We start from the raw sequence: 16,833 nt of genomic DNA on the forward strand, positions 1-16,833 counted from the left end.
ACATTCGGCGCTCTATCCTTCAGCCGTGGAACAGCACCTGCGAAATCGTGTAGATCGCAAGCCCTGCCAGCGATCCGACCACCGTTCCGTTGATGCGGATGAATTGCAGATCGCGCCCAACCTGCAATTCGATCTTCTTGCTCGCTTCCTCGGCATCCCACCTGGCAACCGTGTCGGTGACCAGGGTCGTGATCTCTCCTGCATAGTTTCCCACCAGATAGCGCGCCCCCCTGTCGATCCAGCCGTCGACTTTTGCGCGCATCTCGTCGTCGTCACGCAGCCGCTCACCGAGCTGCTGCACGTTCTCGGCAACCTTCCTACGCAGCGTACTGCTGGGATCATCCGCTGATTCCAGGATCAGCCGCTTGGCAGCGCGCCAGGTCGCCTCGGCCATGCCGGTGATCTCCTCGCGCCCCATCACCTGCGCCTTGATCCGCTCGGCCTTCTTGATCATCGCGTCGTCGTGCTGCAGGTCGTCGGCGAATTCCTCGAGGAACCGATTCGCCGCGAGGCGCACCTCGTGCTCGGGATTCGAACGGACCTTCCAGGTGAACTCGACCAGTTCCCGATAGATCTTTTCTGAAAGCAGAATGTTTACGAATTTCGGAGCCCATTGCGGAGCATCGCGCAAAACAATCCGATCGATCGTCTCCTGGCTGCCCAGCGCCCACTGATGGGCACGCTCGGCGAGCATGTCGAGCAGCGGAAGCTGCCGATTGTCGGCCAACAGTTCGGCAAGCACCCTGCCGATCGGCGGACCCCACAGCGGTTCCGCGATCCGCTTGACGATCGTGTTGTCGATGATCTGCTCGACGTCCTCGTCACGCAGCACGCCGACCACCGCACGCAGGATGGTCGAACTCTCCTCGGCCACCCGCGCGGCATGGCCGGAGTCCGCCATCCAGCGCCCGACCCGCCAGGAGATCTGCGCCGAGGTCACCTTCGCCGAGACCACATCCGGAGCAAGAAAGTTCGAACCGACGAAGGAACCCAGACTCGCGCCGAGCTGATCCTTTTTCTTCCGGATGATCGCGGTGTGCGGAATCGGCAAGCCGAGCGGATGCCGGAACAGCGCGGTCACGGCGAACCAATCGGCGAGCGCACCGACCATGCCCGCTTCCGAGGCCGCGCGCACATAGCCGACCCAGTCGCCACCCGAACCGCGTGATTCCAACCAACGGCAGAGCAGATAGATCACCGTCGCAAAGGCCAGCAGCCCGGTAGCCAGTGCCTTCATCCGGAACAGGTCGCGCTTCTTGCCTTCCTCGTCCACGAAGGCCGCGAAGGTACTGGGTGCCGCTGCGGCAGGCTGGGTGCGCGTGTCGAGAACCGCGATGTTGCCGGGAGCTTTCTCCATGCCTTCCATTCTGCGGTGCCCGGCACTCGGCCATACTCGGCACAGCACCGGCAGCGTGTGACGACACACCCGCGCCGCGCCCGTTCCGGTCGGCAAATATGTGGTTCCTGCCGCATCAGCGACCCAAACGCACATCTCACCGGTTGCCTGGACCTAAGCTTGTGGTCCGAGGAGCCCAATGGCTCGAAGCCCGAACCCCTACGAACGAGGGAGCTCACGCTGTCCACCGAAGACCTTGTCGACGTCGGCGAGCTCGCCGAGCGACCGGCAGCGGTGCGCACCGGCCGGACGGACGGCCGCAAGCGCCGATGGCGGCAGCACAAGATCGACCGGCGCGAAGAGCTGGTCGACGGCACCCTCGCGGCGATTCGCACCCGGGGCAGCAATGCCGGCATGGACGAAATCGCCGCCGAGATCGGTGTCTCCAAAACCGTGCTCTACCGGTACTTCTCCGATAAGAACGACCTGGTCCACGCCACCATGCAGCGGTTCATCGAAACCACGCTGATGCCGCGGGTCTACGAGGCGATCAGCCTCGATGCCGACGAGTACCAGCTGGTGCGCTCGGCCCTCTCGGCCTACGTCGGCACCGTCGACGAGGACCCCGAGGTCTACCGCTTCATCATGGGCAACGGCTCGGCCGACCAGTCCTCGCTCGCGGAGTTCGAGAAGCTCTTCGCGGAGGTCGTCTCCGTGGTCATCACCGACCGCGCCGGCGCGAAGGGTATCGACACCGAAGGCGCCCTGCTGTGGTCCTACGTGCTGGTCGGCGGCATCCAGCTGGCCACGCACTGGTGGACGACCAACAAGTCGATGTCCCGCGAACAGGTCGTCGACTACCTCACGATGATGGCCTGGAGCGCCATCGAGGGAATGGCGCGGGCCAACGGGTCGCGCGAGGTTTTCAACGCGCAGCCGCATGTGCTGCCGACCTTCGATACCGACTCGGGAAACTGATCAACCGCCCGACTTCGGGTACCTCCACAGGGTGCTAGCTGGGCCGCTAGCTGAAGTTCACCGCTGTGCTCGACTTTGCGGATTCGTTGGCTAGTCTGAACCCGAGCGGTGCGCCGAGTGGGCTGCGTCACCGCCCGCGCGCTGGCACCAATGGAGGTACCTCGATGGCGAAGCAAGTGCCGACTTCCCGGCTTGCTCGTGGCACCAAGCTGGGTGCGGTCGCAGCCAGCTCGGTCATCCGGACGCAGCGCACGCGGCTATCGATGCGAGGAAGGTCCGACGCCGTGCGGGCCAAAATGGCCGAAGAGTCGATGATCCGCACTACCGAACAGGTGGTCATGGTCCTGGGGACCATGAAGGGCGTGGCCATGAAACTGGGCCAGATGATGTCCGTGCTCGATCTCGACCTGGTGCCCGAAGACCACCGGGAACGCTTCCAGAAGCGCCTCGCCGTGCTACGCGATGCCGCACCGACGGTGTCTTTCGAATCGATGCGCCGGGTGATCGAGGAAGACTTCGGGCAACCGCTCGATCGGGTGTTCGCCGAATTCGAATCGACGCCGATCGCGGCGGCCTCCATCGGCCAGGTCTATCGCGGCACCCTGCACGACGGTCGGCAGGTTGCGGTGAAAGTGCAGTACCCCGGCATCGACGTGGCGGTGCGCGCGGACCTGAAGAACCTGGCCATGTTCCGGCGGGTACTGCAATCGGCGATGCCGTGGGTGACCCCGGCCGTGCTCGACGAACTGCGGCTGAACATGGAGAGCGAACTCGACTATCAGGCCGAAGCCAACACCCAGCTGCAGATTGCCGAGGTCTATGCAGGCCACCCGTTCATCCGGGTGCCACGCTCGATGCCGGAACTCAGCACCACCCGGGTCCTGGTCAGCGAATACGTGGCGGGCATGGGCTTCGACGCCATCCGACGGCTGCCCGATACGGAGCGCAACCGGATCGCCGAGATCATCTACCGGTTCTACGTCGGCTCGCTGTTCACCTTCAACGAGTTCTGCGGCGACCCACATCCGGGCAACGTGCTGCTCGCTACCGACGGCAAAGTCGCGTTCCTGGATTTCGGCCTGTTCAACCGGATGGATCCGGAGCACGTGCGCTTCGAGACGATCTGCCTGCGCGCGGCGGCCGAGGATCGCGCCGAAGACCTGCGGCAGTTGATGATCGAACGCGGCGTCATCGACTCGCCCGAGGAGATCGGCGCGGAGGAATGTCTGGAATATGTACTCGCCGCGTCGGAATGGTGCCTGATCGACGAAGAGCTGACGATCACACCCGAACTGGCCAGCGGCGCGTTCCTGCTCGCCGTCGACCCGAGGGCCAGCGAGTTCGCCGGGATGAAGCAGCAGAACCTGCCGCCGGAGCACCTTTTCTCGCGCCGCGCCGACTTCCTGACCTTCGGCATGCTCGGGCAGCTCGAATGCACCGCGAACTGGCATCGCATTTCCCGCGAGTGGATCTACGACGAACCACCGGTCACCGAACTCGGACAGATTCATCACCAATGGCTCGCCGAGCACCCGCCGGTTCCGCCGAAAAAGCCTCGGGCCCGGGCGAAGAAGCCCATACGGGACAAGGCATAACGCACACAGCACTGATCGGGAGCAGGTAACGATGGCAGACACACGAGAATTCGACCTCACGCTATTCGGCGCAACAGGTTTCGTCGGCAAGCTCACCGCGGAGTACCTGGCAGGCGCCGCGCCCGAGTCGGCGCGCATCGCGCTGGCCGGGCGATCGCTGGACAAGCTGACGAAGGTGCGCGACGAACTCGGCCCTGCCGCCGCGGGCTGGGAACTGGTCGTGGCCGATTCCACCGATCAAGCCGCGCTCGATGCGCTGGCCGCGCGGACCACCGTCGTGGTCACCACCGTCGGCCCGTACCTGCGCTACGGCCTGCCACTGGTGGCCGCCTGCGCGAAGGCAGGTACTCACTATGCCGACCTCACCGGCGAGCCGCTGTTCATCAGGGATGCGATCGACCAGTTCCACGACCAGGCCGCAACCACCGGCGCGAAGATCGTGAATTCCTGCGGCTACGACTCGATTCCGTCGGACATCAGCGTGTACCAGCTCTACAAGCGTTCGGTCGCCGACAACACCGGCGAACTGGAGGAGACCACGCTCGTCGCCTGGCTCAAGGGCGGCGCGAGCGGCGGCACCATCGACTCCGGCCGCGCGATGATGGAAGCCATCGCCGAAGACCCGTCCAAGGGTCGAGTGCTGTCGCACCCGTACTCGCTGAGCCCCGACAAGTCGATGGATCCCGATGTGGGCCGCCAGTCCGATCAGGCCCTGCAGCGGGCAAGCAGCATCGACCCGAGCCTGGACGGGTGGGTCGCGACCTTCATCATGGGCTCGCACAACACCAAGATCGTCCGCCGTACCAACGGCCTGCTCGGCTGGGTGTACGGCAAGAACTTCCGCTACCGCGAGGTGATGAGCGCAGGTAAATCTCCGGTCGCTCCGCTGGTTGCGGCGGGCATGGCGGGCGGCATCGTGGCCACCATGGCGGCGGGCGCGGTGCTGTCGCGAGTCGCGATGGGCCGCAAGCTGCTGGACCGGGTGCTGCCGAAGCCCGGCACCGGGCCGAGTGAAAAGGCCCGCACCAGTGGCTGGTTCACCATGAAGACCTTCGCGCGTACCTCCTCGGGAGCCAAGTACGTCGCGACCTTCGCAGGCAGCGGCGACCCGGGCTACCAGGCGACCGCGGTGATGCTCGGCGAAGCAGGCCTGTGCCTGGCCTTCGACGGCGACAAGCAGCCCGAACTGGCAGGCATCCTCACCCCCGCGGCGGCCATGGGTGACGCACTGACCGACCGGCTGCGCGCGGCGGGAATCACCATCGAGGTCGACCGAACCTGAGTTCGGTTGCGGCGGGCGGTGATCGAGGCATGGTCACCGCCCGAATCGGCCGCTCCGACTGCCCGATGACGAGGAGCGCCCATGGAATTTCCAACTGATCAGCGCGGCCGTCCTCGATCAGACATCGCATCGATAGCGACCGAACCGAGGATGACCCCGTGAACCTCGCCAGACGCACCATGAACGCCCCCGCACTGGCAGCAGTATACGAAAGAGCTTGGCGGCCAACCCTTTTCTACCTGGCCAGCGGCCGTACCACCGCCGCCGATCGCCGCGACGCCGTCACCGCCCTGCACCTCGAGGGCTCCAAGAAAGTCCTCGATATCGCCTGCGGCCCAGGTAATTTCACCAAATATCTGAGCAGCGCACTCGACGGCGACGGCTACGCCATCGGCCTCGACTACTCCACACCGATGCTCGCCCGCGCCGTCACCGACAACGCGGGACCCCGCGTCGGCTACCTTCGCGGCGACGCCCGCCGACTCCCCTTCGCCGACGGCATCTTCGACGCCGTCTGCTGCTTCGGCGCCCTCTACCTCATTCCCGACCCGATCGCCGCCACCCGTGAAATGATCCGCGTCCTGGCACCCGGCGGCCGGATAGCCATCACCGCCAGCCACCGGACCGACAACCCGTTCGGCCACGCCAGCCGCATGGTGGGCAGCTGGAGTGGCCTACGGGTCTTCGACAACGACATCTTCCCGACGTTGTTCGCCGAGCACGGGCTGGTCGACATCGACCAGCGGATCCATCGCCTATTGCAGTATGTGAGCGCAAGTCGCCCGGAGTGAGTCGGCTGCTCGCACCGGACGCGGCGGCAGCCTTGCCTCGCGCCACCTGCCTGGAAGATGATGGGCCAGTCCGTTATCCGGACATACTGAAATCACCGCTCTCGCTCATGTTCGCCGGCATCCACTGGCTTTGTGCCAGCGCCTCGAAAACGCAGGTCACCAATAGCTTGCGGCCACGCTGGCTCACCGTGTACTCGAGGACCGGGTGCGATTCGTGGCTTCGAATGGCATTGCCCCCTGCCGTGCGGTGGGCTCCGACAGCATCCAGAAAAGCTCGGGTCCGATCAGAATCGATTGCCCACCGCTCTCGTGGAACCATCGGCTGGAATATTCGATCAACAGATCGGTGAACGCTTCCGCGCTATCCGCCGCTTCGGTGAGCTGATTCAAGGCTGTGGATCGGTCGACGGTACTGAGGATGACCGCCGCCAATCTGCCTCCTATTTCCCGAAACTGATCAATACCCTGGTCCTGCCAAATGATAAAAGGCATAGCTACTCCATCGAAGAATTCGAGCATGACTGAAGTATTCGAACTCGTACGATCACGCACGGACTGATGCCGGGACCAGGTGACGGCCCTCGGTCGCCTTGATCGAGGTGATCTTAGCCTGCACCGGCTGCTCGGTGATGAACGGCGCGGCGATCAGTTCGGAATTCGTGACGATGTCGATCGGATCGAGCCGCATCGGCGCTGTATCAGCTTCGCGCTCGGGCCGGGTCGACGCCGGTGCGCTGGATTGCGGCGCCACAGCAAGGAGTTCGGCGCGTCCGTCCGCGCGTCCATGCTCCCACAGCATCAGCGTCAGATGCACAGCGAAAAGCAAGGCCAGCGGCATGCCCGCGTAGATGGCCACCGACACTGCGCCACCGCCGATCTCACGTGCGTACTCGATATTCCCGGCGACCGATACCAGCGTCGACAGCACGAACAGCCCAGTCGCGTACCACCAACCGGCACTCAGTTTGCGGAACGAGGCAGTGGCAATCATGGAGCCGATCACCAAACCGTCGATCGCGATCGGCACATTGGAGGCTAGATCGGGTAGGACGCGGTTTGTGATGGCTAGTCCGTGCAAAGCGGCAAAGGACATTTCGAATGCCTTGACCGCAACAACAGCAGTAACAACCAGCGACGCATGCGCCGGACGCGGCCTGAGCCAGCGCCGCCAGTTCACATTGGACGCACCGGGCATTGACGCGGGTGGTCCGTCGAATTCCTCCGCCATCACAGGTGTGATCGTCGTCATGGTGGGGAAGCGTAGCGCGTACACCGCATTACACACCAAAGCCATGGGGGAAAGTCGTCGCCGAGCGCGAACGACGCACCTATGGCGATCCAGCCGAACGACACCGCTTCACATTCTATGTCGCAGCGGGTGTCCGGTTTACGAAACAAGATGCGGGATCAGCAGGGAATGGCAGTTTTCACAGCGGGCGTGGTCACCATTTCACTACCGCCGCAAGGACATTCGGAGCGGCCGCCGTTCAGTCCGGTTCATCCGGCCGGGGCAGCGGCGCGGCACCGAGGTCGACCATGCGGCGCAGCATTTCCGGCGTGAGGGCGAATTCGAATTCGCTTCCGCCACTTTCGAATATGAAGGCCAGGTAGTGGTCTCGCTGCAAGGGTGCACGGCGGACGGAGCAGTGCTCCCCCACGACTACCCAGCTACCGATGGTCAGTTGATCGAACATCGCACCCTCCCACCCATTGGCCTATGCCACCCCGACAAGTGGACTATGCCAGTTATGCCGACCGGCTGTCAATACAGAAACCGGTTACGAGCGGGTGGAATACTCCTGCTGGAACTCCCAGCGGTCGGACGGGTAGACCACCTCGTCGAATTGCAGGACGGCGTCATCGGCCTCGTGTAGCGCCAACCGGTAGACGAGCACCGCGGCCGGACGGGGCAGGTCGAAGTGGCGACGTTCGTCGGCCGTGGCAAGACGCGCGCTCACTCGATCGCGGGCGTAGGACACGCGATGGTCGGTGACGGACTCGAGGTATCCGACGGTGCCACCCGGCAGCCGCTCGGCGTCGAGCAGCCGCGGTGCGATCTCGGCGAGCGCGGCCGAAAACCAGGATGTCGCGAGCTCGGCCACACCGGAATCGTTGGACACCAACCGCTTCCGAACGAGCACCGAGCCGTCGACCGCCACCGCGAGGCCTTCGCGCACCCACACCGGCCCATCGACCATCCCGGCTTCCAACACCGTCACCGACGCGTTCTCGGAGTACGCCGAACCGTATTGCCGTGCCCGATCGCCCCGCTCCCGCGCTGCCGGCAGCGCACTGCGATCGACCACGTACGTGCCGGATCCGCGCCGCGACTCGACAATCCCCCGCTGCCGCAACTCATTCAACGCCCGCGCCGCCGTGGGACGCGCGACATGCCAGCTCGCCGCGAGCTCCCGCTCGGACGGCACTTCGGCACCGGGAGCCAGTTCGCCGCGCTCGATCTGATTGCGGATATACCCCGAGATCTGGAGATATTTCGGGAGTACTTCTTCGATTTCGGGCACCGGACGCCTTCCCTTTCGAAACCTCCCTAGACCACTGGCCAGTGTAGCCGGGCAGGCGTGCCACACATCACACTGCGCTGCGCAGCCGACCGCAGGCAAGGAGCTCACCCCGTGACTTACCGCCCGGTAGAGTACGAAACCAGTACGTGCGGTGGGTGTGGACCGACACGTGCGGTGGGTGTGGACCGAACAGAAGGGGGCGACCCAGATGGCGGTACCTGATACCGGGCAGCGGATGGCCAGGCAACTCTATGCGGCGGCCACCGGTGGCGGCGGCGAGCCGTTCGTGCTCGCCGAAGACGTCGCCGAGAACCTCGCCGCGGCTTGCGACAAACTCGTCGATGACCTGCAAAAGGCCACGAGCACAGGATATCTCGTCACCGAGGTCGCCGGCTTCCCGAATCTGCCGACAGGACACGGCCTTACGCGTGGTTTCGACGACAAGGGCAGGCAATACCTGGACACGGTGACCGCCCTACAGGAAACAGCTCTGCTGTACAAGGCCGCATACCTGGCGGCAGGCAAGAAGTTCGAGGACGCCGACGCCGCGAACAAGGCGGCCCTCGCACTGGTCACCGAATACCTGGAGCCACGGTGACCGCGCCGCGGGATGCGGCAAGAGCAGCCGCCGCCGACATCCGCACCCGACAGCAACTGCTGACGAACGACGCCGCAACAGCAAGCGCCGGAACAGATCCCGTATTCGCCCCCGAACGAGAGCGGTTCGGTGCCTACACCCATCGCGAGATCTGGGACCTCGTGCACGAGACCCTGGATCCGGCCGCACTCGGCGAGGTCGCGACCGGATGGGAGTCCAACGCCGTCGCGCTCGCCGAGGCATTCCAGATCTTCTCCGACGTCGCCAACCGCGAATTCGCACGCTGGTCCGGCCGATCGGCCGACGCCGCACTGCAGGCCACCCGCGCATTCGTGCAGGTCGGCACCGAAGCACACGAGGTGTGCCGGACGGTGCAGCGCCTGATGGAGCTGAATTGCGAAGCTGCGCAGACCATTCGGGCTGCCATACCACCGCCGGTGGAGTACCGTCCGCTGGAGGACCCGGCCGCGGAGGCCGTGCACGGGGGTCAGCGCAGAATGGAATACGACATCGCGGCTGCCACGACCCAGGCCGACGTCCAGGACACGATGACCTACGTCTACACCCCGACCATGCCCGCCTCCGGCGACCGTGTCCCCCGCTTCACGCTGCCGCCAGAGGTGCCCGCGGGCTCGACTGAGGGCACCCCTGCTCGACCCACGTCAGTCGGCGGGGGCGGCGCGCAGTGAAATGGATTCTCACTCCGGACGAATTCACCCACGTCTGGGAAAATGAAACGAGCCTGGACCGGCGGCCCTACCCCGTCAACATGATGCCCGCGGCCACCACCCGCACCGAAACCGAATACGCCGCACTGCGATTGCCGCAGCGCTTCGCCCGCCAAGCCGACCCGGACCTCGCCGCCGCGCTCATGATGTGCGCCCGCACCGACGCGACAACCATCACCGTCTCCGGCGAGCGCACCGTCGCGCCGCGCAACGGCGGTTCCAGCGACACCGACCCGATCCTCGCCTTCGCCGCTGTGGTGCACAATCACGCAGGCATCCTGGTCGCCACCTCCGACAAGGTGATCGTGCAGATGTGCCACGCCCGCACCCTGGGCCAGCGCCTGGTCCAGATCATCGGCCCGGCGCAAGCGGGCAGGCTCGGCCCGATGCGGGAGCCACAGGACGCGGTGTTGAGTCCGGATCGCACCGAACCCTTCGTCACCAACGGCCACCGCGGCGCCGCACGTTTCCGCCAAACGCTCCGAAAACCGGTCGATGGCCGCGGCTTCATCACCGTGACCGTGGAGCCCGACCATCCCATGTCCCCGCCGACCCGCCACCGCAGCTGGCTCGACTTCACCAGCGACGGCCGCTACCTGCTCGCCTCCTCCAACGACCTGGTGCTCACCCCGGTCTCCGACGAGGATTTCGCCGACCAGATCCTGCGTCTCGCGCAGATCCGCTGACAGTCGTAGCGACTGCTTGCAGGTTGCTCGAAGCAACACCGCAGTGGCTTGCAAGTCGCTGGTATCAATACGTCCCGATCCGACACGAGCTGAGCAGACGACCCGTCGTCGGGAGTTCGCCGTGGTTAGCTGGACCGATGGCGAAGCACTGGTCTCTTCCGCCCACCAACGCCCTGCGGGCCGATGGCCTGCGGATCGCTGCTCTGGACACCTCCGGCACGCCCGGGTTCAAGGGTGACAAGAAGACGGCCGCCGCATTGCAGGCCGAACGCGCCGAAGTCCTGTCGGGCCTGCAGGAAAAGCTGTATGCCAACGGCCGTTCCGGCGACTCCCGCAATGTCCTGCTGGTTCTGCAGGGCATGGACACCGCGGGCAAGGGCGGCATCGTCCGGCACGTCATCGGCTCGGTGGACCCGCAGGGTGTCGATCACGCCTCCTTCGGGGTACCGACCGAGGAGGAGAAGCAGCACCATTACCTGTGGCGCATCCGCAAGGCGCTGCCGCGCGGCGGCCAACTCGGCGTGTTCGACCGTTCGCATTACGAGGACGTGCTCGTGGTGCGGGTGCACAACCTGGTGCCGCCGGAGGTATGGGATCCGCGCTACGACGAGATCAACGCCTTCGAACAGGAGCTGGTCGACCAGGGCACCACACTGGTGAAGGTAGCCATGTTCGTGTCGCTGGACGAGCAGAAGCAACGGCTCATGGAACGCCTCGAGCGACCGGACAAATACTGGAAGTTCAACCCCGCCGATATCGATGAGCGCGCCTACTGGCCCGCCTACCAAGAGGCCTACCAGGTGATGCTGGATCGGACCTCGACCGAGTTCGCACCGTGGCACGTGATTCCCGCCGACCGCAAATGGTTCTCCCGCCTCGCGGTCACCGAGCTGCTCATCGATGCACTCGACCAGCTGAAACTGGACTGGCCGACCGCCAAATTCGAAGTCGAGGAGCAGAAGCGCCGCCTCGAACAGGCCTGACCGCTTCGCCGTAGGCGACTGCCAACATATCGCTCGAAACGGCCCGCCTGCGGCTAAATTTCGGAATCTCTCAGGTTCACCCAGGATGATGTGGGCCGTGCCAGACCACGCCCGGCAGAGCTTCGGAACTACCATCGTGGCGGCAGGAAACCGGCAGGCTAGCGAAAGGCGTGGTGAACGCACGGTGAGCAACAACCCTGGTGGCAAGAAGAATCCGTTGGCGGTGGCGGAGCGCGCCGACCGCAACCGCAAGATCTTCATTCAGGTCGGCGTTGCAGTCGTGCTGATCGGTCTCGTCGCGGCCATCGGCATCGGCATCGCGGTGAAAAACAATCGCAAGAACGCGCCCGGCGCCACTCCGGCCATCGCGACCTCCGGCCAGAGTTCCGGCGCGGTGCAAGGCTCCATCACCGACAACGGCGCGATCCGCATCGGCAAGCCGGACGCCAAGGTCACCGTCCGCGTGGTCGCCGACCTGCAGTGCCCGGCGTGCAAGGGCTTCGAGGCTGCCAACTCCAAGGTGCTCGAGGATGCCGTAAACAATGGCACGGCCGTGGTCGAATACAACGTGATCGCCTTCTTGGACAAGGCATCCACCACCCAGTACTCCTCGCGTGCGGCGAACGCGTCGTACTGCGTCGCGGAGTCCGATTCGTCGAAGTACCTGCCCTGGCTGGCCGGCATGTTCGCCCAGCAGCCCGCCGAGGGCGGCACCGGACTGCCCGACGACAAGCTGATCCAGATCGCCAAGGACGCCGGCTACACCGATCCGGCCGTTGCCCAGTGCATCACCGATCACAAGTACGACAAGTACATCCAGGACAAGACCAAGGACGTGCTCAACAGCGGGATCAAGTCCACCCCGTCGGTGTTCGTCAACGGTAAGCAGATCGACTCCAGCCAGGAGATCTTCGGACCGGGCGGACTCGCACCCGCGATAGCCGCCGCCGCGGGTCAGTGAACGACGCAGCAGCGGCGCGGTCCGCGTGGGTGCTGCTGATCGGCGGGCTCGCTGGTTGGATCGCCTCGGTCACGCTGACCGTCGAGCGCTTCAAGCTGTTCACCGATCCCGATTACAAGCCCTCCTGCAGCATCAACCCCATCCTGTCCTGTGGGTCGGTGATGGCGACCGATCAGGCTGCCGCGTTCGGGTTCCCGAACCCGATCATCGGCATCGTCGGCTTCTCCGTGGTGGTGACTCTCGGCGTCCTCGCGGTCGCCGGGGTGCGGTTTCCGCGCTGGATCTGGGGCGGGCTGTGGCTCGGCACCGTGCTCGGCGTCGCCTTCATCGGCTGGCTGATCTTCCAGAGCCTGTACCGGATCAATGCGCTGTGCCCGTACTGCATGGTGGTGTGGGCGATCATCACACCGCTGCTCGCGGTGGTCACCGACCAACTATGGGGTCGCTCGCGCGGACCGCTCGGCATCATCGCGGAGTGGCGCTGGACGTTTGTGGCGGTTTTCTACGCGGTGGTGCTGCTGCTCGTTTTCCTGCGTTTCCAGGACTACTGGCTGTCGCTGGCCTGAATTCGATAGTCCGGCAAGTCGATTCGACGGCCGATGGTGCCCGGCGCCGTCGGCTGTCGTCGTTCTCGGGCACTGTTCAGCTCGGCGGCCCGACCGTCAGCACCACGGGGACCGTGCGCTGGAGGTGGCCCGAACCGGTGACGGCCAGTCCCACGGTGTCGTTCGGTCGGCGCAGGTTCAGTGCCGCACGCAGGGACTGGGCCGTGGTGACGGGGTGCCCGTCGATCGCGGTGATCACCTCACCCGAAACGATGCCTGCGGCGTAGGCGGGCATTCCGTAGATAGCGACGTCAACGCGAGCGCCTGTGCCGGCGGGCTCTGCGTTCGAGATGAGAATGCCGAGGGTGGCGGTCGGCCCGATGTGCACGGTGTCGGTCGGCGTACCGGATCGGATCTGCTGCACCACCCGCATCGCGGTATCGATCGGTACCGCATAGCCGTTCGCGGTGCTCCCGATTTCACGCGCCGGCTCACCCGACGCCGCGGTGATCACGCCGACCACGGCGCCATTCCGATCCGCCAGCGCGCCGCCGGATTGCCCCGAACTGACCGGCCCTGCGACCTCGAGCATGTTGGACAGCGGCTTGCGTGACAGGTCGGCGGAGTTGAGCGCGACGATCGTGCTGTTCAGATTGGTGATACTTCCGGCGATCGCGGTCGGGGTGCCGCCCGTGCCGCCCGCGTTGCCGATCGCCAGCACCTGGTCGCGCATTCGCAGATCCGACGAAGTGCCGATAGTCGCGATCACCAGGTCGGCCGCGTTGCCGAGTTCCAGCAGCGCGATGTCGGCGCCCGAGTCGTAACCGAGCACAGTCGCGTCGTACTCCAGCCTGTTGCCGACATCGGTCACCGTGACGGTCTCCGCGCCCTTCACCACATGATGGCTGGTCAGCACCTGCCCGTCGGGAGTGAGCACAATTCCCGACCCGGCCGCGCCGAGTCCGAAGGCGTGGCTGGAGGTGCTGATGTTCACCAGTGCCGGTTGGACGACGTGCGCGACCGCCACCGGGTCGAGCGGCGGTACCGGCGCCGATAAAGCGGGCGGCGAGGTGTCCGGTTCGCCGGTCGGCCAACCCGGCAGTTCGCCATGGAACCCCAGGAAAGCGGCAACCGCAAGCATCGCGGCGACGAACAGCGCGAGCGCGCGCCCACCGCCTGCCGCCCGATCCCGCTCGGGCACGCGATGCCATTCGTCGTCCATCGTCTCCCGCTCCGCTAGACCTGATGAATTCCATTGTGGCTGGAGATCATCATCCCGCCGGGAAGATTCAATGAACACCCCCGCGCCCCGGGCAGGTCCGGCGAGGAGTTTGGCAAACATGCTCATGCAGCGGTAGGCATGTAAGCATGAGCACCGCTGCCGCTTACGCCATGCCCACGCCCGATGGCGCCTTCGAGAAGGTCACCATCGAGCGCCGCGAACTGGGGCCGCGCGATGTATTGATCGACGTCGAATACGCCGGTATCTGTCACTCCGACATCCACACCGCGCGCGACGAGTGGGGCAACGCCAAGTACCCCTGCGTGCCGGGCCACGAGATCGCGGGCATTGTCGCCGCGGTCGGCTCGGCGGTGACAATGCATCAGGTCGGGGATCGGGTCGGCGTCGGATGCATGGTGGACTCCTGCGGCGTCTGTGGCCCCTGCCTCGCCGATGAGGAGCAGTACTGCGAAGCCGGCGCCACCATGACCTACAACACGCCGGTCGACCCGGCCGTCCAGCCGGGCGGCTACACGATGGGCGGCTACTCGACACAGGTCGTGGTGACCGAGCATTTCGTGCTCGCCATCCCCGAGGGCATCGGACTCGACGTGGCCGCGCCGCTGCTGTGCGCGGGCATCACGTTGTTCTCCCCGCTGCGGCATTGGGATGCGGGACCGGGCAAGAAGGTCGCGATCATCGGCATGGGCGGCCTCGGACACATCGGGGTGAAGATCGCGGCGGCGATGGGCGCGGAGGTCACGGTGCTCAGCCACTCGCTCGGTAAGCAGGACGATGGCAAGCGGTTCGGCGCCCACCACTACTACGCGACCAGCGACAAGCAGACCTTCCGCGAGCTGCGCAACCGCTTCGATCTCATCCTCAACACCGTCTCGGCCGACTTGCCGATCGACAACTACCTGCGCCTGCTCGGGGTGAACGGAACCTTGGTGCAGCTCGGCGTGCCCGAGAATCCGATGAGCGTCAAGACTTTCAGCCTCTCCGCCTACCGGCGCTCGCTGTCGGGCTCGATGATCGGCGGCATCGCACAGACCCAGGAAATGTTGAACTTCTGCGCGGCGCACGGCATCGGCGCGGAGATCGAGCTGATCTCGGCCGACGAGATCGACGGCGCCTACGACCGGGTCGTCGCGAGCGACGTGCGCTACCGGTTCGTCATAGACGCCGCAACGATCTAGCGGTCCCGGCCCATCCACTTGGTCGACGGCCCCCGGCAGTTCTTCGGATTACCGGCGGAACAACGGATCTAGGATGCACACGGGTGACTCACCGGCGCACCCAGCAGCCGAGGCCGCTCGACAGCGGACCCTCGAAGGTGGCCTCGGCGCACCCCGATTGCCTGCTGAAAGAGGCGGAGGAGCGTTGTGCCTGCGGATGAAGACAGCTCGCCGATCGACAAGGCTGCCAGCAGCGATGCTCCGGCGAACACCGACGATGTGAGAGTGGGGCCACCGCCCTGGCTGTTGCGTGCGTTCCTGCTCGCCGCGGCGACGGTGGCCGGTCTGGTCGGCGGCTTCTGGCTGTTGACCCGGCTGCGAGGGCTGCTGACGGTGCTGTTGATTTCGCTGTTCCTCGCCTTCGCGATCGAACCCGCGGTGAACTGGCTCGCGGCCCGTGGCTTGCGCCGTGGACCAGCGACCGGACTGGTGTTCCTCGCCTTGACCGTGCTCACCGTCGCCTTCGTGTGGACGCTCGGTGCGCTGCTCGTCGAGCAGGTCACCACGCTGGTCAAGAACGCGCCCCAATACGCCGACCAGGCGGTCGACTGGATCAACCACACCTTCAAAACCGACTTGTCCGGCACCGACATCGGGAAGATCGCCAAGGATCGCAGCGCCACCATCGAGGGCTATCTCGACGGCTTGGCGGGCAATGTCTGGGGTATCGGCACCACCGCGGTCGGCGTGCTCTTCCAAGCCCTCGGCGTGCTGTTGTTCACCTACTACTTCGCCGCCGACGGTCCGCGCTTCCGCCACGCCGTCTGCTCACTGCTACCGCCGCATCGCCAGCGACATGTGTTGCGCGCCTGGGACATCGCCGTCGAGAAGACCGGCGGCTACATTTTTTCGCGCGGGCTGCTCGCACTCTGCTCGACCATTGCGCACTACGCGGCACTGCGCGTGCTCGACGTGCCGTCGGCCTTCGCGCTCGCGCTCTGGGTCGGCGTTGTCTCGCAATTCATTCCGACGGTCGGCACCTACCTCGCCGGTGCGCTGCCGGTGGTCGTCGCGCTGGTGCACAGCCCGAGCACGGCGCTGTGGATTCTGGGCTTCATCATCGTGTACCAGCAGTTCGAAAACTATGTGCTGCAACCGAGAATCACCGCGACCACCCTGGATATGCATCCCGCCGTCGCGTTCGGAGCGGTGCTTGCGGGCGCGGCGGTACTCGGGGCAACCGGTGCGCTGCTTGCCATTCCGGTGACAGCCACTGTCCAAGCCTTCGCCGGCGCGTATGTCCGTCGATACGAGGTCGAGTCCGATATCCACGACGACCTGCCGGTGCCACCCAAGAAGGATCGCCCGAAGTGGACCAGGCAGTTGGCGATTCGGCTCACCGGGAGCCGACGAGCGCCGACGGACTGA

The 16,833-nt window shown here is 65.4% G+C and carries 18 protein-coding genes; 12 read left to right on the forward strand and 6 right to left on the reverse strand.

Translation table 11 applies throughout. From position 1 onward, the window contains the following. Positions 1 to 19: 19 nt before the first annotated feature. Positions 20 to 1,357, reverse strand: coding sequence for a DUF445 domain-containing protein (locus OHQ90_RS01070; RefSeq protein ID WP_328406669.1), 1,338 nt, complete (start codon positions 1,355 to 1,357; stop codon positions 20 to 22). A 273-nt stretch (positions 1,358 to 1,630) separates the two neighbouring features. Between OHQ90_RS01070 and OHQ90_RS01075 the strand changes: the two genes are divergently transcribed. From OHQ90_RS01075 to OHQ90_RS01090, 4 genes are all read left to right on the forward strand, one after another. Then, positions 1,631 to 2,314, forward strand: a complete 684-nt coding sequence (locus tag OHQ90_RS01075) for a TetR/AcrR family transcriptional regulator (RefSeq protein ID WP_328412450.1) — start codon at positions 1,631 to 1,633, stop codon at positions 2,312 to 2,314. 164 nt (positions 2,315 to 2,478) lie between these two features. Continuing rightward, the gene (locus OHQ90_RS01080) at positions 2,479 to 3,909 is read left to right on the forward strand and encodes an ABC1 kinase family protein (protein WP_328406670.1); all 1,431 of its coding nucleotides are present in this window, start codon (positions 2,479 to 2,481) and stop codon (positions 3,907 to 3,909) included. 31 nt (positions 3,910 to 3,940) lie between these two features. After that, positions 3,941 to 5,191 (forward strand): saccharopine dehydrogenase family protein, encoded by a 1,251-nt coding sequence (locus tag OHQ90_RS01085; protein ID WP_328406671.1) that lies wholly within the window; start codon positions 3,941 to 3,943, stop codon positions 5,189 to 5,191. A gap of 158 nt (positions 5,192 to 5,349) precedes the next feature. Next, the gene (locus OHQ90_RS01090; protein ID WP_328406672.1) at positions 5,350 to 5,982 is read left to right on the forward strand and encodes a class I SAM-dependent methyltransferase; all 633 of its coding nucleotides are present in this window, start codon (positions 5,350 to 5,352) and stop codon (positions 5,980 to 5,982) included. 183 nt (positions 5,983 to 6,165) lie between these two features. On the opposite strand, the gene OHQ90_RS01095 is transcribed toward OHQ90_RS01090, so the two are convergent. The 4 genes from OHQ90_RS01095 to OHQ90_RS01110 all read right to left on the reverse strand — a co-directional run bounded on the left by OHQ90_RS01095 (position 6,166) and on the right by OHQ90_RS01110 (position 8,504). Beyond that, entirely contained in the window at positions 6,166 to 6,501 is a 336-nt protein-coding gene (locus OHQ90_RS01095; RefSeq protein ID WP_328406673.1) for a hypothetical protein, read from the reverse strand. Positions 6,502 to 6,526: 25 nt separating this feature from the next. Further along, entirely contained in the window at positions 6,527 to 7,231 is a 705-nt protein-coding gene (locus OHQ90_RS01100; protein WP_328406674.1) for a DUF2637 domain-containing protein, read from the reverse strand. A 238-nt stretch (positions 7,232 to 7,469) separates the two neighbouring features. Then, positions 7,470 to 7,676, reverse strand: coding sequence for a hypothetical protein (locus tag OHQ90_RS01105; protein ID WP_328406675.1), 207 nt, complete (start codon positions 7,674 to 7,676; stop codon positions 7,470 to 7,472). 84 nt (positions 7,677 to 7,760) lie between these two features. Next, entirely contained in the window at positions 7,761 to 8,504 is a 744-nt protein-coding gene (locus tag OHQ90_RS01110) for a GntR family transcriptional regulator (protein ID WP_328406676.1), read from the reverse strand. A 208-nt stretch (positions 8,505 to 8,712) separates the two neighbouring features. On the opposite strand from OHQ90_RS01110, the gene OHQ90_RS01115 reads away from it, so the two are divergent. The 6 genes from OHQ90_RS01115 to OHQ90_RS01140 all read left to right on the forward strand — a co-directional run bounded on the left by OHQ90_RS01115 (position 8,713) and on the right by OHQ90_RS01140 (position 13,026). Then, complete coding sequence (locus OHQ90_RS01115; RefSeq protein WP_328406677.1) at positions 8,713 to 9,102, forward strand: hypothetical protein; 390 nt, start codon at positions 8,713 to 8,715, stop codon at positions 9,100 to 9,102. Beyond that, complete coding sequence (locus OHQ90_RS01120) at positions 9,099 to 9,791, forward strand: hypothetical protein (RefSeq protein WP_328406678.1); 693 nt, start codon at positions 9,099 to 9,101, stop codon at positions 9,789 to 9,791. The genes OHQ90_RS01115 and OHQ90_RS01120 overlap by 4 nt, the downstream gene beginning before the upstream one ends. After that, a complete protein-coding gene (locus OHQ90_RS01125) occupies positions 9,788 to 10,516 on the forward strand; it encodes an ESX secretion-associated protein EspG (protein ID WP_328406679.1) in 729 nt (242 codons plus the stop codon). Before OHQ90_RS01120 ends, OHQ90_RS01125 begins: the two co-directional genes overlap by 4 nt. 137 nt (positions 10,517 to 10,653) lie before the next feature. Next, positions 10,654 to 11,499, forward strand: a complete 846-nt coding sequence (locus OHQ90_RS01130; RefSeq protein ID WP_328406680.1) for a polyphosphate kinase 2 family protein — start codon at positions 10,654 to 10,656, stop codon at positions 11,497 to 11,499. A 184-nt stretch (positions 11,500 to 11,683) separates the two neighbouring features. Further along, positions 11,684 to 12,460: a DsbA family protein gene (locus tag OHQ90_RS01135; protein WP_328406681.1), complete on the forward strand. Its 777-nt coding sequence runs from the start codon at positions 11,684 to 11,686 to the stop codon at positions 12,458 to 12,460. Further along, entirely contained in the window at positions 12,457 to 13,026 is a 570-nt protein-coding gene (locus tag OHQ90_RS01140) for a vitamin K epoxide reductase family protein (protein WP_328406682.1), read from the forward strand. The genes OHQ90_RS01135 and OHQ90_RS01140 overlap by 4 nt, the downstream gene beginning before the upstream one ends. Before the next feature lie 76 nt (positions 13,027 to 13,102). Here OHQ90_RS01140 and OHQ90_RS01145 read toward each other — a convergent pair whose 3' ends face one another. Next, the gene (locus tag OHQ90_RS01145; RefSeq protein WP_328406683.1) at positions 13,103 to 14,227 is read right to left on the reverse strand and encodes a S1C family serine protease; all 1,125 of its coding nucleotides are present in this window, start codon (positions 14,225 to 14,227) and stop codon (positions 13,103 to 13,105) included. Positions 14,228 to 14,373: 146 nt separating this feature from the next. On the opposite strand from OHQ90_RS01145, the gene OHQ90_RS01150 reads away from it, so the two are divergent. Both OHQ90_RS01150 and OHQ90_RS01155 read left to right on the forward strand, forming a co-directional pair. Continuing rightward, positions 14,374 to 15,426 (forward strand): NAD(P)-dependent alcohol dehydrogenase, encoded by a 1,053-nt coding sequence (locus tag OHQ90_RS01150; protein ID WP_328406684.1) that lies wholly within the window; start codon positions 14,374 to 14,376, stop codon positions 15,424 to 15,426. A gap of 186 nt (positions 15,427 to 15,612) precedes the next feature. Next, a complete protein-coding gene (locus OHQ90_RS01155) occupies positions 15,613 to 16,833 on the forward strand; it encodes an AI-2E family transporter (protein ID WP_328406685.1) in 1,221 nt (406 codons plus the stop codon).

This window comes from Nocardia sp. NBC_00403, from assembly GCF_036046055.1.
Classification (GTDB): Bacteria; Actinomycetota; Actinomycetes; order Mycobacteriales; family Mycobacteriaceae; genus Nocardia.